This window comes from Dialister succinatiphilus YIT 11850, from assembly GCF_000242435.1.
In the GTDB taxonomy this organism is placed as follows: domain Bacteria; phylum Bacillota; class Negativicutes; order Veillonellales; family Dialisteraceae; genus Dialister; species Dialister succinatiphilus.
On sequence record NZ_JH591187.1, the window covers coordinates 69861 to 84513 of the forward strand.

Annotated in this window: 13 protein-coding genes; 8 read left to right on the top strand and 5 right to left on the bottom strand. The window is 52.2% G+C overall.

Annotated features, from left to right (window positions below; translation table 11 throughout):
- Positions 1–9: 9 nt before the first annotated feature.
- From ftsY to HMPREF9453_RS00365, 3 genes are all read left to right on the top strand, one after another.
- The gene (gene ftsY / locus HMPREF9453_RS00350; RefSeq protein WP_187368022.1) at positions 10–960 is read left to right on the top strand and encodes a signal recognition particle-docking protein FtsY; all 951 of its coding nucleotides are present in this window, start codon (positions 10–12) and stop codon (positions 958–960) included.
- Between the two features lie 105 nt (positions 961–1065).
- A complete protein-coding gene (locus HMPREF9453_RS00355) occupies positions 1066–1761 on the top strand; it encodes a M48 family metallopeptidase (RefSeq protein WP_040379376.1) in 696 nt (231 codons plus the stop codon).
- Positions 1762–2254: 493 nt separating this feature from the next.
- Positions 2255–3121: a LysR family transcriptional regulator gene (locus HMPREF9453_RS00365; RefSeq protein ID WP_008858569.1), complete on the top strand. Its 867-nt coding sequence runs from the start codon at positions 2255–2257 to the stop codon at positions 3119–3121.
- A gap of 34 nt (positions 3122–3155) precedes the next feature.
- On the opposite strand, the gene HMPREF9453_RS00370 is transcribed toward HMPREF9453_RS00365, so the two are convergent.
- Entirely contained in the window at positions 3156–3557 is a 402-nt protein-coding gene (locus HMPREF9453_RS00370) for a hypothetical protein (protein ID WP_008858570.1), read from the bottom strand.
- Between the two features lie 661 nt (positions 3558–4218).
- On the opposite strand from HMPREF9453_RS00370, the gene HMPREF9453_RS00375 reads away from it, so the two are divergent.
- Positions 4219–4833, top strand: a complete 615-nt coding sequence (locus tag HMPREF9453_RS00375; protein ID WP_008858571.1) for a hypothetical protein — start codon at positions 4219–4221, stop codon at positions 4831–4833.
- A gap of 154 nt (positions 4834–4987) precedes the next feature.
- Here the strand turns inward: HMPREF9453_RS00375 and HMPREF9453_RS00380 are convergent, their stop codons facing one another.
- From HMPREF9453_RS00380 to serC, 3 genes are read right to left on the bottom strand one after another with little or no spacing between them, the layout of a single operon-like run.
- Positions 4988–5626, bottom strand: a complete 639-nt coding sequence (locus HMPREF9453_RS00380; RefSeq protein ID WP_008858573.1) for a histidine phosphatase family protein — start codon at positions 5624–5626, stop codon at positions 4988–4990.
- A 9-nt stretch (positions 5627–5635) separates the two neighbouring features.
- Positions 5636–7225 carry a phosphoglycerate dehydrogenase gene (gene serA, locus HMPREF9453_RS00385; protein WP_008858574.1) on the bottom strand — a complete coding sequence of 530 codons (1590 nt, stop codon included), beginning with the start codon at positions 7223–7225 and terminating at the stop codon, positions 5636–5638.
- A 27-nt stretch (positions 7226–7252) separates the two neighbouring features.
- The gene (serC, locus tag HMPREF9453_RS00390) at positions 7253–8326 is read right to left on the bottom strand and encodes a 3-phosphoserine/phosphohydroxythreonine transaminase (RefSeq protein WP_316244708.1); all 1074 of its coding nucleotides are present in this window, start codon (positions 8324–8326) and stop codon (positions 7253–7255) included.
- A gap of 728 nt (positions 8327–9054) precedes the next feature.
- On the opposite strand from serC, the gene HMPREF9453_RS00400 reads away from it, so the two are divergent.
- The 4 genes from HMPREF9453_RS00400 to HMPREF9453_RS12030 all read left to right on the top strand — a co-directional run bounded on the left by HMPREF9453_RS00400 (position 9055) and on the right by HMPREF9453_RS12030 (position 13655).
- Positions 9055–10008, top strand: coding sequence for an L-lactate dehydrogenase (locus tag HMPREF9453_RS00400; RefSeq protein ID WP_008858577.1), 954 nt, complete (start codon positions 9055–9057; stop codon positions 10006–10008).
- Between the two features lie 417 nt (positions 10009–10425).
- A complete protein-coding gene (locus tag HMPREF9453_RS00405; RefSeq protein ID WP_008858578.1) occupies positions 10426–12033 on the top strand; it encodes a peptide chain release factor 3 in 1608 nt (535 codons plus the stop codon).
- A 786-nt stretch (positions 12034–12819) separates the two neighbouring features.
- Entirely contained in the window at positions 12820–13101 is a 282-nt protein-coding gene (locus HMPREF9453_RS12025) for a recombinase zinc beta ribbon domain-containing protein (RefSeq protein WP_071986729.1), read from the top strand.
- A complete protein-coding gene (locus HMPREF9453_RS12030) occupies positions 13080–13655 on the top strand; it encodes a hypothetical protein (RefSeq protein ID WP_008858581.1) in 576 nt (191 codons plus the stop codon). Before HMPREF9453_RS12025 ends, HMPREF9453_RS12030 begins: the two co-directional genes overlap by 22 nt.
- A gap of 57 nt (positions 13656–13712) precedes the next feature.
- Here HMPREF9453_RS12030 and HMPREF9453_RS00420 read toward each other — a convergent pair whose 3' ends face one another.
- Positions 13713–14639 carry a LysR family transcriptional regulator gene (locus tag HMPREF9453_RS00420; RefSeq protein ID WP_071986739.1) on the bottom strand — a complete coding sequence of 309 codons (927 nt, stop codon included), beginning with the start codon at positions 14637–14639 and terminating at the stop codon, positions 13713–13715.
- Positions 14640–14653: the final 14 nt, after the last annotated feature.

The window sequence follows — 14653 nt, forward strand, 5'->3', positions numbered from 1 at the left end:
TTCGGAGGAATGAGCATGGGATTTTTTGACAAAATCAAAAGAGGTCTCACAAAGACCAAGCAGAGTTTGATCAAGAATATTGAAAGCGTAGTTATCGGCTATGCCCAGATTGATGAGGATTTCCTGGAAGATTTGGAAATGGTACTCCTTTCCGGTGATATCGGTGTCCGTACTACGGACTATCTGATGCGCCAGATTCGCCGGGGCGTCACGGAAGGGGTAATTCATAATACGAACGAAGTCATGCCTTTCATGGAGAAAACGGTGAAGGAGCTTTTGAAGGATGATACGGCAGGTGAAGAGTTTACCCATCATCCCGAGGTGATTCTGGTGGTCGGTGTGAACGGGGTAGGCAAGACCACCACCATTGGCAAGCTTTCCGGCCGTCTCCACAAGGAAGGAAAGAAGGTTCTTCTGGCAGCGGCTGATACTTTCCGCGCTGCTGCATCGGAACAGCTCACCATCTGGGCGGAAAGAACGGGTGCTGATATTGTAAAGCATGCAGAAGGCGCCGATCCTGCAGCCGTTGCGTTTGATGCCGTATCGGCTGCCAAAGCCAGAGGGGCTGATGTGGTCCTCATTGATACGGCCGGCCGTCTCCAGACGAAGGTAAACCTCATGGAAGAATTGGGGAAAATCAGCCGGGTGGTGAAGAAAGTGATTCCTGATGCACCGCACCAGACGCTTCTGGTACTGGATGCCACCACCGGTCAGAATGCCATCAGCCAGGCAAAGAATTTCGGTGAAATCGTGCCCCTTACCGGCGTGGTTCTTACCAAGCTGGATGGCACCGCCAAAGGGGGCGTGGTGCTTTCTGTTCATGAAGAACTTCATGTGCCGGTGAAGTGGATCGGCATGGGTGAAAGGGAAGATGACCTGGACCGCTTCAATCCTGATGAATTTGCGAAGGCTCTTTTTGAAACGGATGACCATGTGCTGCAGGAAAGCACGAAGGTGTAACAGGTATTCAGTCATGGCAGGGGTGCATATCCGATGCATCCCTGCTTTTTGAGTGCTGCCCCGGGGCGGGGAGAAGGACAAGAGGAAGGAGTCAGGGGAAAAGTGATGAAAAAAAGGATGGAGGAAATGGAACCTTTCGCCTATGCTGTAACCATTACACGGAAAAGGGGACTCAGGGCTATTTACCTTCGGATTTCCAGGACCGGGAGGGTTCTTGTATCAGCACCATCGGCCATGGCTTTAAAGGAAGTGGAACGTTTCGTGGCTTCAAAGGATGGATGGATCCGGGAAAAGCTGGCCAAAATGCCTGCCGTCCCCTGCTATACCTATGACAGCGGCGAAAAACATTTCTTTCTGGGCAGGGAATACCCCATTGTTTATGAACGAGGCCCCGTGAGCTCCGTGTCGGTAAGGGAGAGAAAACTCTGTCTTACGATAAGCCCACGGACGAAGGATCGGCCCCGGGCTTACAGGAATCTTATGAAGGAAGAACTGCGGAAGGTTATAGAAACATATATAGAAATCTGGGCGCCCCGCATGGGCGTCCAGCCTTCTTCCCTGACCATTCGCATTCTAAAGAGCCGATGGGGCAGCTGCAATGTAAGGACCGGAGAGCTTTCCTTTGCCCTGGACCTCATCACCAAACCGGAGGCATGCATCGAGTCGGTGGTGGTGCACGAGCTGAACCATCTTCTGGAAACAGGTCATACCCGCCGTTTCCATGCCCTCATGGCCCGCTGGCTTCCGGACTATAAGGAAAGGACGAAGAAACTATACGACTACCCCAGAGAGTTTATTTAACAGGGCTCCTGTGGCTGGTTTCCTGGTTTCTGGTGCCAGGAATGATTGAAATACTTATGCAGTTCCCGTAACGCATAAGGTCCTTTTCTAAAATCTGCGGCGTCAGCCGCCACCACATCCTCTGAACCTTTTGAACCTTTTGAACCTTCTGAACCCTGTGAACCCTCACGCCGTAGGCGTGTCCAATAGCAAAGCCGCCACCACAACCCTCGGCCCAAAGGGCCGTCAAACTTAAGAACCTTCCGGCCCCCTGGGCCGGTCCATCTTAAGAACCCTTTCCATGCCCCCTGAGCGAAGCGATGCACAACCCTTCTACACAACCTGCGGCGCCAGCCGCGCCCCTCTTTTTAACCTGCGGCCGGTCAATTGTAAGAACCTTTCCTTACGCCCCTACTTCTCTTTACAGAAATATGGTATAATCTAATAAAATAATTTTATACCAAAAGATTTTTATACCATAGTATTCGTATTATGGTGAGTAAGGGGTATTTCAATGAATAACACGGACTGGAAAATCCTTATCTATCTTCGTGAGGAACGAAGCATCAATAAGGTAGCAAAGCGGCTTTTCATGACTCAGCCGTCCTTAACCTATCGCCTGAGCCAGATGGAAAAGGAAATCGGCTGTCCTTTATTTATTCGTACCAATAAAGGGGTTCATTTCACCGATGCAGGCAATCGCCTTTTCTCCTTTGCAGAAAAGGAGCTGCAGCAGTACCAGGACATGAAGAATTATGTGACCCATGAGCCTAATTCCATTTCCGGCGTACTCCGCATCGGTGCCAGCCAGTCCTTTGCCCAGTCCCATATGCCTGCCATCCTGAAGGGCTTTGTGGATAAGTACAGCGACATTGAAATTTCCCTGACCACCGATACCAGTGATGAACTGGTGAAGCTGGTAAAAAAAGAGGACATCCATCTGGCCATTGTCCGTGGGAACCAGGAATGGCCGGACGCCGATATTCTTCTGGAAGATGCGCCGCTGTACTTGATTTCCGCCAAGAAAATCGACTACAGCACGCTGCCGGACCAGCCTTCCATCCGCTACCGCAGCGATCCTTCCCTGGATGAGCTCCGTACCCGGTGGTGGCGGCAGAATTTCACCGATTCTCCCCATTTCATGCTTACTGTGTCTGACTGCCTGACCTGCGTGGAAATCGTGAACCAGGGCCTTGGCCACTCTCTGATTCCGGCGGACCTGCTTCCTAAGTGCGCGCCCCAGGTGAACAGGGAAATGATTTACGACAAGCAGAAGAGACCTCTTCTGCGGCCCAGCCATCTGATTTTCAAACAGCCCATGCTCCAGTCCACACCGGTAAGAATCTTCGTGGATTACCTGCGCAGCTATTTCAAGGTATGAAAAAAGCCCTGTGAAGCTATGACTTCGCAGGGTTTTATAATTTTACAAGAAATCCCAGCATGCTGAAGAGCCAGGTGGAAATTCCGAGAAACAGGGCACAGCAGAGCTTTTCCAGCTTCAGCCGGATGGCAAAGCGCCGGTGATGGTGGGCATTACCCCATACGGCATTGATGAGGCCGTGATAGTCTACATGCATCATGCGGGCCAGGGTGCAGTAATTGAGCAGCAGGTAAGTACAGATCAGGGCGGGACGGAGTTCATCCATCATGAACCAGGCCATCCAGGGAAAACAGAGATTATATACAAAGGCTATGTGTCCGCCAAGAAAGTAGGCCATTTTCTGGCCAAAGGTTTCGGACAGATCAGTTTTATAGGCAAAGACAAGGTATCCGTTGATGGCGCAAAGAAAAAGACACCAGAAAAACAGGAACGGCATACAGATTTCCTCCGGACATATTATTATTATTGTTCGCTTATAATTCGATTATAGCATGATATCTTTTGCCTGCCCATAGCTGAAAGGCCGGATGAAATCGATGAAATTAGGCCATTCGGAAGCACCGCCCATGACCGCGGAGGAGATGGAAGGACGGAAGAGGAAAAAGAATCACCGGTGGTAAGGATTTTATATTTTTGCCTGAAAAGAGGCAGAAGAAAAGTATATTCTAAAAATAAAGAGATATAGAAAAAATCTTCCAGTTCTTTATAAATAACTTATAACTAGCCAGAATAGAGGAAAGTGATAGAATGGGGCTGGAGACTGGAGGAGCGGCTGTCCGCTGTCTGCTGTCTGCTATCTGCTATCCGTTGTCCGCTTACCACTTCCTTAATGCCGACTGTTTCATACGCGGCCTGTACCGAGATTCTTCGCCTGCGGCTTAGAATGACGAGTGGGAGGAGGTCAGTTTCAGCACGTAACGCCCAGTCCCCTTTCTGTGGAAGGGGGCTCCGGATCTTCGTTATAGAGATATGGTTGACAAAAAACTAATTACGTAACGCTGACTTTGTAAGCATTGCCGCGAGGCGGCTATCCACCACCCTCTGAACCCTCTGAACCCTCTGAACCTTTTGAACCCTTATAACCAAAGGAGGTTTCCATGAAAAAACTGATTGCTTTTTTACTTTCTTTTTTCCTTGCCCTGTCCCTGGGCCTTCTGGCGGAGGCGTCGGATACACTGGAAATGAATCGGAAAATGGGGTATTTTGACAATACCCGCACGGTACTTCTCCTGTCTCCCCGTGTAAGCGGGAACGGCGGCGAAGCGGCATCCTATGTGAATCGGGAAATGAAGCAGATTTTCCGCTATCCCTATTACCGGACCTTGGATACCACGGGCTATGAGGGAGCAGTGTCTCCGGCAGACCTGCCCCGGCTGGCTGATGAATCGGGGGCAGATATAGTAGTGATGCCTGTAATCCAGTGGCATCAGTGGATTTTCCATCGGTTCCTCTTTGATGATGGCGACGATATTATCCAGACCCGGGCTATCGTGGATATTTACAGCTATAAGAAAACCGAGGGCACTGTGCGGGATGACCGGGGCACCTATTTTGATACGGAAGACGAGAGTACTGCCCGGAATGTGTACATTCTTGACGATATCATGAAAGAGGTATACAAAACATTCCCCTATCGCCGGGTGCCTACCGATGTGTCCAAGAGCCTCACAGGAGAGACGGAGGACCATACGCCCAAAGCGGTGATGAGATAGTGGGCTGGTGGGGAGAAAGAAAGCTGCCCGCTGCCGGCTATCGGCTGTCCGACTTCTGAACCATAGGGCTCTGCACCGGTGCCAAAGGGCAGGGAACCCATGACAAAAAGGACCTGGAAGAAATGGTCTATCATTTCTTCCGGGTCCTTTTATTTTACAGCCCTTTCTGTTCAATGCCGCTCACCAGGTAACCCAGATGGGCGGTGCTGTTTAATGTGACCAGCCGCCAGGTGCCTTTGTCACATTCCAGTACATTGATACAGGCATTGTCCTGCTTGATCTGCCAGAAGTGGCTCATATCAAGGCCCAGGAGGTCGCAGATAATGGCCTTGTTCACGGCGTCGTGGGCAGCCACAAGCACCGTTTCGCCATCATAGGTTTTTGCATATTCATCGAAGGCTTCTCTGGCCCGTTTCCGTACGTCCTCCAGATTTTCTCCTTCCGGCATCTGCACCAGGTCCGGGCGGGTGTGCCAGAGGCGGAATTCCTCGGGGTAGCGGGCTTCGATTTCATCGGCGTGGATGCCTTCCCACAGGCCATGGGAGATTTCCGTCAGCCTTTCGTCTTTCATCACGGGAAGGTGGTGGAAATCGGCAGCCAGGCGGCAGGTTTCATAGGAGCGGGAGAGGGGGGAGGAAATGGCCCGGTCTATGGGCACATCCTTCAGAGCCAGCGCCGCTTTTCGGCCCTGGTCCCAGCCCCTTTCGGACAGGGGTGTGTCTTCCTGGCCCTGGTAGCGGCCTTCTATGTTCCAGGTGGTTTCTCCGTGACGGAGAAGGATGATGCGTATCATAGGTGCTCCTTAATGTTCACAGTGAACGACTTTGACATCGTGGATGCCGTCGATATTCATGAGGGCCGGAATCAGGGCCGAGGGGATATCCTTGTCCACTGCCACCACCATGACGTTGGTGCCTGCTTCCTTGCCGGCGCCTACCTGCATGCCGTTGATGTTGATATGTTCTCTCCCAAGTACCGATGCTACCTGGCCGATCATGCCGGGCTTGTCTTCATGAGGCGCAATGATGATGCAGCCTTTCGGTTCGATATCCACGCGGAAGTGGTCGATGGATACGATTTTGGCTTCCTTCCGGTCGAAGAGGGAGCCTGTAATGCGGTGGCTGCCTTTGTCGGTGTCTACGGTGAGGGAAATGGTATTGGTGAAATAGTGGCCCTTCTTGGCTTTCACTTCTCTTACATCCATGTGCCGCTCTTCCGCGATACCCCGGGCATTGACGAAATTGACGGTCTGCTGCAGTACCGGAGCCAGAAGGCCTTTCAGTACGGCCGTGGTGAGAGGTGCTGTTTCTGTTTCTGCCAGTTCACCGGTATATTCCACGTTCACCCTGTTAATGCGGCCGCCGGCCAGGTCGATGGCAATATTGCCCATGCGCTCGCAGAGATCGAAGTAAGGCTGAATCACATGGAGGGTAGCTTTGGTAATGGGGGAAGCGTTCACGGCGGTGGCCACCGGTTCTCCGTGGAGGGCCTGCATAACACCTACAGCCACATCGGTGGCAACGCCGGCCTGGGCTTCTTTGGTGGAAGCGCCCAGATGAGGGGTGAGGGCTACATTGGTCATGCCCAGGAAGGGGTTGTCTTCCGGTTTCAGCGGTTCATTGGGCCATACGTCGATGCCTGCGCCGGCTACCTTGCCGCTCTTCAGCGCTTCAGCCAGGGCGTAGATATCCACCACGGCGCCCCGGGATGCATTGACAAGGCGGACGCCATCTTTCATTTTGGCAATTTCTTCTTTGCCGATCATGCCCCGGGTTTCATCGGTGAGGGGCGTATGAAGGGTGATGTAGTCTGATTCCTTCAGCAGGGTATCCAGGTCCACCAGCTCCACGCCCAGCTGCTTGCCTCTTTCCAGGGGAATATAGGGGTCGTAACCGATGGTTTTCATGTTGAAGGCCTGGAGGCGTTTGGCCACATTGGAACCGACCCGGCCTACGCCGATGATGCCTACAGTCTTGTTCAGAAGCTGGATGCCGGTGAAGCTCTTCCGGTCCCAGCGGCCTTCCATAATGGACTGATGGGCCTGGGGAATGTGGCGGGTCATGGACAGCATGAGGGCAATGGTGTGTTCGCAGGCTGCAATGGTATTCGACTCCGGCGTATTGACTACGGTAATGCCTTTTTGGGTGGCTTCCTTTATATCAATGCCGTCGATGCCTACGCCGGCGCGGCCGATGACTTTCAGGTTCTTAGCGGCGTCAATGACTTTTTTCGTGACCTTGGTCTGGCTTCTTGTAATGATGGCATCGTAGTCACCGATGACTTTTACCAGTTCCTCTTCCTTCATGTTCGGCTGGATATCTACAATAAATTCCTTTTCCAGGATTTCTTTGGCTTCTTTAGCTACGTCGGCAGTAATGAAAATTCTAAACATAATGATTTCCTCCTGTACATAATCAAATTATCCGTTGACTCTTTCGTATTCTTTCATGAACTGGGAGAGCGCTTCCGCTGCTTCCGGTGTTACCGCATTGTAGAGGGATACCCGGAGGCCGCCTACCAGACGGTGGCCTTTCACGCCTATGAAATCATGGGCCTTTGCTTTTTCCACGAAATCCTTCTCCATGGCTTCATTGGCCAGATTGAAGGTAATGTTCATGCGGCTTCTGGCATCCTTTTCCGCATGGCCCCGGTAGAATCCGCCGCTTTCATCAATCACGTCGTAAATCAGGGCTGCTTTGACCTTATTTCTTTCTTCAATGGCCTTGAGACCGCCCATATTTTTGATCCAGTGGAGCATGCGGTTCAGGGTATAAATGCAGAAAACCGGCGGCGTATTGTAGGTAGAATCTTTTTTCACAAAGGTCTGGTACTGCAGGAATTCGGGGATATCAGTGCGGGCCGTTTCCAGAAGGCTCTTTTTGATGATAGCCAGAGCCACACCGGCGGCGCCCAGATTCTTCTGGATACCGGCCCAGATCATATCGAACCGGTTGAAATCGATGTCCCGGGAAAGAATGTCTGAAGACATATCGCAGATCAGGGGCACCTTCACCTCTGGGAATTTCCAGTATTCCGTGCCGTAGATAGTATTGTTGGCGCAGATGTAGAGGTAGTCCGTACCATCCTTGATGTCATAGGTGTCAGGAATATAGGAGTAATCTTTGTCCTGGGCGGAATTGGCATCGTAGGTTTCACCGAAGAAGGCGGCCGTATTTCTTGCCTTGTGGGCCCATACGCCGGTGTCTGCATAGGCAGCCCGGGTATGGAGGAAATTGTATCCCGTCATGAGGAACTGCATGGTGCCGCCGCCCTGGATGAACACGATTTCATAATCCGGCGATAAATGCATGAGCTGCCGCAGGAGATCCTTTGTCTCATCCAGCATATCCTGGAACTCTTTGGACCGATGGCTGATTTCCGTAATACCCATGCCTGTGTTTTTGAAATTGGTGAGATCCTCCTTCATAGCCTCCAGCACTTCCAGGGGCATAGGGGACGGACCGGCGTTGAAATTGAATACTCTCTTCATCATGAACCTCCAAATAACACAAAAAGAGAAGACGTCCCATGGGACGAGCTTCTCTTTTCTCGCGGTGCCACCCAATTTAGCCAGGGCAAAAAGGAGCGAGGTATAAAAAAACGCTCTCCATCCACTAAGGGACGAGAGCACCCGCGATACCACCCAAATTGCCAGAAGGCCATCTTTGAAAGGCTGTAACGGGCCGGCCCGAAGGATTCTTCATCCATGTCTCCGAAGTGGAAAGATAATCAGCCCCTGACAGCTCTCACCGGCCGCTGTCTCTCTGAAAAGGTCTCATTACCCCTTCTTCATCATCGCTTGTTTCGTATGGCTGAATTATAGCGCCGGAACTTTCACTTTGTCAAGATGAAAATTTTTGGACACCATCTGCGGCGCCAGCCGCGTCCCTTTTTTAAAATCTGCGGCGAAGCCGCCACCGCAACCCTCAGCGCCATAGGCGCTGTCGCCCCCTGAGCGAAGCGAACACAACCTGCCGCCATCGGGCGGCCATAACCCTCGGGACGAAGTCCCGTCAACCCTCACACCGAAGGCCGCCATCGCTACCCTTTGAACCTTTATGCAGGGAGTGGTATAATACATGCATATTATCATGTAAAGTAATTATACTATGCATGGTAAATATAATGCAGAATCCATATAGGAGAAGAGAAGTATATTTCCTGGAGAAAGGCACTGACAGCCCATTCCCGGAAAATCAGGAAAAGGAGTGTGGAATTTGTATGTCTATTAAAACAAGGAAAATCGGTATTATCGGAGCAGGCAATGTAGGATCTCATCTGGCCCTCCAGTTTGCCGTGCAGGGTCTGGCAGATGAAGTGGTATTCTACGATACCAACATGGACAAAGCCATCGGCGAATCCCTGGATCTTCTGGATGCCGTCAGCTACCAGCCCCATCATTTTGAGGCCTATGCAGGCACCATGGACGATATGAAAGATGCAGATATTCTGATCAATGCATCCGGCAAACCCCGGAAACAGGGACAGAACCGTCTGGACATGATGGATGGCGCCATTGCCACCAGCAAGGAATTCCTGCCGCTGATTCAGAAATCCGGCTTTGACGGCATTATTATTTCCATTTCCAATCCCTGCGACATTATTGCAGAATACCTGCAGTACAAACTGGACTGGCCGAAAAAGAAAATCATCGGCTCCGGCACAGCCCTGGACTCTGCCCGCCTGCAGATGCAGCTTTCTACCCAGCTCAAAGTCAACCGCCGCTCTCTCACCGCCTACCTTCTGGGCGAACACGGCGATTCCAGCATGATTCCCTGGAGCCATGTCAAAGTGGCAGGCAAGCCCATCGATGAACTGCTGAAGGAAAAGCCGGAGCTCTACCATATGGATTCCAAGGAAGAAATCCTGAAGAAAGTCCATGAAGAAGGGAATATTGAAAATGCCAAGAAAGGCTGCACCGAATTTGGCGTTTCCTCTGCCACCGCCGAACTGGTCCGTGCCATTTACCACGATGAACATAAAATCCTTCCCTGCTCCGTCTATTTGGACGGCGAATACGGCATCCATGACAGCTTTGCTTCCGTACCGGTGAAAGTAGGCAAGGACGGCGTGGAAGACATTATCGAACTCCATTTGACCGATGAAGAAAATGAAGAACTCCAGCGTTCCATCAAAATTTTGAAAGAACACTTCGAAAGAGCGCTCACACTGTGATCGTTTGAACAAAAAGGGTACCCGCCGGGGCGCCCTTTTTTGTTTTGTAAGTGCTATGCCCTTATGAAACATGGTTCACTGGTTTTCTTTCTGTTTTTCTCCTCAAATTTCTTGTTTCCCCTTGAGGGGAAATGCCACGTAGTGGCAAAAGGGTGTACGGGGCTGAGCAGCAATGTGATACTCTATAGCTATCCTGACCGCCAATCGGCGGCCTCCCTCGCCACCTCATGGTTCTCTCCCCCTTGCAAGCAGGTGGCACTCGTTTTAATAAATGCAGTTCTAAAGGTTTTTTCATAAGAGGGCGCCTTCTATAAATGTAGAGGCGCCCCAGTCCCCATTTATAGAGAAAATCCCTTTTCACAGCCCCGTCCCATGGGGTATAATGGTATGACGCTTATTTTAATTTTGAGGTGAAACATGACTGATTTGGAAGAAATAAAAAGACGCCGTACCTTTGCCATCATTTCCCATCCGGATGCCGGCAAGACGACGCTTACTGAAAAACTGCTGCTCTACGGCGGAGCCATCCATCTGGCAGGATCCGTCAAGGCAAGAAAGACAGCCCGCTATGCCGTTTCCGACTGGATGGAAATTGAAAAACAGCGTGGTATTTCTGTCACCAGCTCGGTGCTCCAGTTCGACTACCAGGGCTGCCGCATCAATATTCTGGACACCCCGGGGCATGCGGACTTTTCTGAAGATACTTACCGTACCCTTATGGCGGTGGACTCCGCCGTCATGGTCATCGACGTGGCCAAGGGCGTGGAAGCCCAGACGAAGAAACTCTTCAAAGTCTGCTCTGACCGGGGCATTCCGATTTTTACCTTTGTCAATAAAATCGACCACTTCGGCAAGAACCCCTTCGACCTCATGGCCGATATTGAAGATGTACTGGGCATCCGCTCCTGCCCCATGAACTGGCCCATCGGAGTGAATGGCGATTATACCGGCATTTACGACAGAGAAACGGAAATGTGCCATCTCTTCATCAAGGACAATGCCCATGGCGTAAAGAAACTGGAAATGATTTCCGGGAAAATGGACGATGAAAAAATCACTTCCCATCTGAGCCCTGAAATCATTCAGTCCCTGAAAGACGACCTGGAACTTCTGGACGAAGCAGGGGACCCCTTCGATGAAGAAAAAGTGGCAAAAGGAGAACTGACCCCCATGTTCTTCGGCTCCGCCATGACCAATTTCGGCGTACAGCCCTTCCTGGAAAAATATCTGCAGCTCGCTCCGCCGCCGGAACCGAGAAAGACACTGGAAGGCACTGTGGCCCCGGAAGATCCCAATTTCTCCGCCTTCGTTTTCAAAATCCAGGCCAATATGGATCCCAAGCACCACGACCGGGTGGCTTTCATGCGCATCTGCTCCGGCGTCTTTGAAAAAGGGGCGAGCGTGCTTCACCGCCAGAGCGGCAAAATGATCCGCCTCTCCCAGCCCCAGCAGTTCCTGGCTACGGAAAGACAGACCGTGGAAAAAGCCTATCCCGGCGATATTATCGGCGTTTTCGATACAGGTGAACTGGGCGTAGGGGATACGGTATGCGAAAAGAAACATCCTGTCACCTTCATCGACTTCCCTGTGTTCCCGCCGGAACTTTTCGCCCGGCTTTCACCGGTGAGCAGCATGAAGAGAAAGCAGTTCCTGAACGGCGTTACCCAGCTGGCCCAGGAAGGGGCCATCCAGGTGTACAAACAGCCCTACATCATGGAATCCTTCATTATCGGTGCCGTTGGCCAGCTGCAGTTTGAAGTCATGAAATACCGGCTGGAAAACGAATACAACGTATCGGTGAACCTGGAACCCTTAGGCTTCACCGCTGCCCGCTGGACCGAAGGCGACGTGCCGCCGGAAGAACTGGTAGGCATCGACAATGCCATGGTGGTCTACGACCGCCGCGAACGGCCGGTGTACCTCCTGCCCAATGCCTGGCAGGCAGGCTGGCTGGCCCAGAGAAATCCAAAGGTCAAATTCCTGGAAAGCCCGCCCCTGGGTGTGGCAGAACTGGAAGGAAATTAATCAAAAGCAGCAGAACCATAGATGGCTCTGCTGCTTTTTTTGCATTCTGGCAAGCGCAGTGAGCTAATCAGCAGACTGTTTTTCATGCCATATAGAACAGAAAGGGAAATCCAGTCCCTTATGAGTGTGAAGGTTCAAGCGCCTTTCGACGCGGTCGGGATCGGGACCAGCGCGGTGCTTTCCAGTATTCCCGAAGGTTGACACGCTCTTACGGGCGTGAGGGTTGAGCCAGCCGTCGGGCCTTTGGCCCTGGGCTGCCAGGGTTCTGCCTGTGATCGGCTTCGCCTTACAGGCGGGCTCCATGCTCTCGCCCTCGGGAGTTATATAGTATTGTGGAGGTCCTGCATAGGACCTCCAAGTCAGCCAAAGTAGGCCCTTAGCCTGTCCATAAAAGGGCCTACCTATTGGCTGGCTGACCGTGCCCACTGGCGAGGTACGGCGCCTTCGGCGCCATTTTTTATACTGCCTTTGACGGCGAAAACCATACAACCGCCCTGGCGGGCGAGGAAATGCATTCCCCCTTTGGTGGCTGGCACCACCACCTTTCCGCCCCGCTGGGAAGCGTGTCACTGGATTCTCAGTCGCCTGCGGCTCCTTGCGAATCCAGTTCCCTTGCCACCCCGCAGTTCGGTGAGGCGGCAAAAGGAAAGCGCCTTAATGGGCAGGCTAGGTGTCCCGTGCGGCTTCCGAGGAATATTCTCTTAACGATAGACAGGGGGGGCAAGGGGGTGCATCGTTATTTGTATCAAAAAGACCTTCACACCGGACTTCCCCACGAAGAAGGTGGTGAAGAACACGGGGCAAGTCCCCAGCTACTTCGTGGAGCAGAGCCATCCCGCCATCATCGACCCTGTCACCTTCGAGATGGTGCAGTCGGAGGCAGCGCGGCGCAAGCGGGAGGGAGGCAGATACAGCGGCGTGAGCATTTTCTCCGGGAAAATCAAATGCGGCGAATGCGGCGGCTTCTTCGGAGCCAAGGTCTGGCATAGCACCGACAAGTACCGCAGGGTCATCTATCGTTGCAACAACAAGTACGACGGGCATAAATGCCAAACGCCCCATGGGTAATATGCCGGTGGCATATTACCGAGGAGGAAATCAAAGTAGCCGTCGTCACGGCCTTTAACAAGCTGGTGACGGAGCGGGCTGGCGCAAACGTCGCATCACGCTCCTGCGCCAGCACTAGCGCATCCTGCGCGTCGGAGGAGATTGCTGCCAACGCCCGGCTCGTCCGGCAGACGCTCTGCGATACTGCGGAGTTGGAGCGGGAGAAAGCCTCCTTGGGGCAGGAGCTTGCGGTGCTGGTGGAGATGACCCAGAACTGCATCGCCGAGAATGCAAGGATTGCCCAAGATCAGGGCGAGTACCAAAAACGCTACAACGGCTTGGTGGAGCGGTACGAGAAAGCCAAGGCACGGTTTGACGAGGTGATGGAGGCCATCGCAGAGCGGTCAGCCAAGGGCGAGAGTCTGGCGGGGTTCATCAGGACACTTGAGGCGCAGACCGAGCCTGTGGCAGAGTTCGATGAGCGGCTCTGGGGTACGATGGTGGATTATGTGACGGTGGGCGTGGACGGCGGCATGACGGTGGTGTTCCGCGATGGGACGGATATACTGGTTTGAATACTTGCACAGTGCAGACGGACGTCTTTCCATACGGTGAATAATTATTGGTGCATATCAGCACAAATAAGGCAAGACGCAGTCTGTATGGTTTTTAGCCTCACTGATGAATTTTTGTACGGCAGAGTTTTTGTTTAGGGCAGAGTCTTTGCGATAGTATATGCCCATTGGTGCACGGGGAGATTCGTCCCAAGGCAGAAAAGCAAGTTCCTTGTGAGGCAACGCTAAATGCTCGGGGATAAGCGCAAACCCCGCACCCGTCAGCGCCAGATTGTAGGCTTCGCTGATGGTAGCACAGAGAATATTGTCCAGTTCATCGTTGACGGGAATGATGCGGTGGCCACGGGAAAAGGTACGCTTCAGAAGATACAGCGGTATGGCGATAATTTGACGATGAGGCCATAACCCCGAAGAAGAGACGCTTTTTTGGCGTCTTTTTTTGCATTGGAGAGCAAGTGCATGCGCCTTGCTCACGACGCAGATAAAACCATCGTCATGGAGCTTTACAAAATGAATTGCCTCGTCAGAAAATTTAGCATCCTTCATGCCAATGACCAGATCAAGCTGATTGACAGCAAGGCGGTGCAGATTGGCATCTGTTTGGTCGAGGGTAAGCTCCGGCAAAATGTTGTCCTGCGTCTCAAGCAGTGGAGTGAGGATTTTGCTGATGAGCCAATTTGCGTGGGAATCGGCGTAGCCAATTCGCAGGACATTCCGCTGACTTTTGTGAAAGCTCTCCATCCATTCTTTTGAGCGGTAGTAGATTTCGAGGATTTGCCGTGCATCGGGTAGGAACTGACAGCCGATTTGCGTCAGCGTCACCGAACGGGTGGTACGCTGAAAAAGCTGCACGCCCAGCTCGTTTTCCAGACTTTTGATTTGACGGGAGACGGCGGGCTGCGTCATGGAGAGCTGCTCGGCAGTCCTGGCGTAGTTCAGTGTCTTTGCGAGGGTGGCAAAGCATTCCAACTGTTGCGTGTTCATGGAAATCACCTCAT

Bases quoted from the DNA above. Each gene is read 5' to 3' on its own strand.
- ftsY (WP_187368022.1), top strand. From the start codon at position 10: ATGAGCATGGGATTTTTTGACAAAATCAAAAGAGGTCTCACAAAGACC.
- HMPREF9453_RS00355 (WP_040379376.1), top strand. From the start codon at position 1,066: ATGAAAAAAAGGATGGAGGAAATGGAACCTTTCGCCTATGCTGTAACC.
- HMPREF9453_RS00365 (WP_008858569.1), top strand. From the start codon at position 2,255: ATGAATAACACGGACTGGAAAATCCTTATCTATCTTCGTGAGGAACGA.
- HMPREF9453_RS00370 (WP_008858570.1), bottom strand. From the start codon at position 3,557: ATGCCGTTCCTGTTTTTCTGGTGTCTTTTTCTTTGCGCCATCAACGGA.
- HMPREF9453_RS00375 (WP_008858571.1), top strand. From the start codon at position 4,219: ATGAAAAAACTGATTGCTTTTTTACTTTCTTTTTTCCTTGCCCTGTCC.
- HMPREF9453_RS00380 (WP_008858573.1), bottom strand. From the start codon at position 5,626: ATGATACGCATCATCCTTCTCCGTCACGGAGAAACCACCTGGAACATA.
- serA (WP_008858574.1), bottom strand. From the start codon at position 7,225: ATGTTTAGAATTTTCATTACTGCCGACGTAGCTAAAGAAGCCAAAGAA.
- serC (WP_316244708.1), bottom strand. From the start codon at position 8,326: ATGATGAAGAGAGTATTCAATTTCAACGCCGGTCCGTCCCCTATGCCC.
- HMPREF9453_RS00400 (WP_008858577.1), top strand. From the start codon at position 9,055: ATGTCTATTAAAACAAGGAAAATCGGTATTATCGGAGCAGGCAATGTA.
- HMPREF9453_RS00405 (WP_008858578.1), top strand. From the start codon at position 10,426: ATGACTGATTTGGAAGAAATAAAAAGACGCCGTACCTTTGCCATCATT.
- HMPREF9453_RS12030 (WP_008858581.1), top strand. From the start codon at position 13,080: ATGCCAAACGCCCCATGGGTAATATGCCGGTGGCATATTACCGAGGAG.
- HMPREF9453_RS00420 (WP_071986739.1), bottom strand. From the start codon at position 14,639: ATGAACACGCAACAGTTGGAATGCTTTGCCACCCTCGCAAAGACACTG.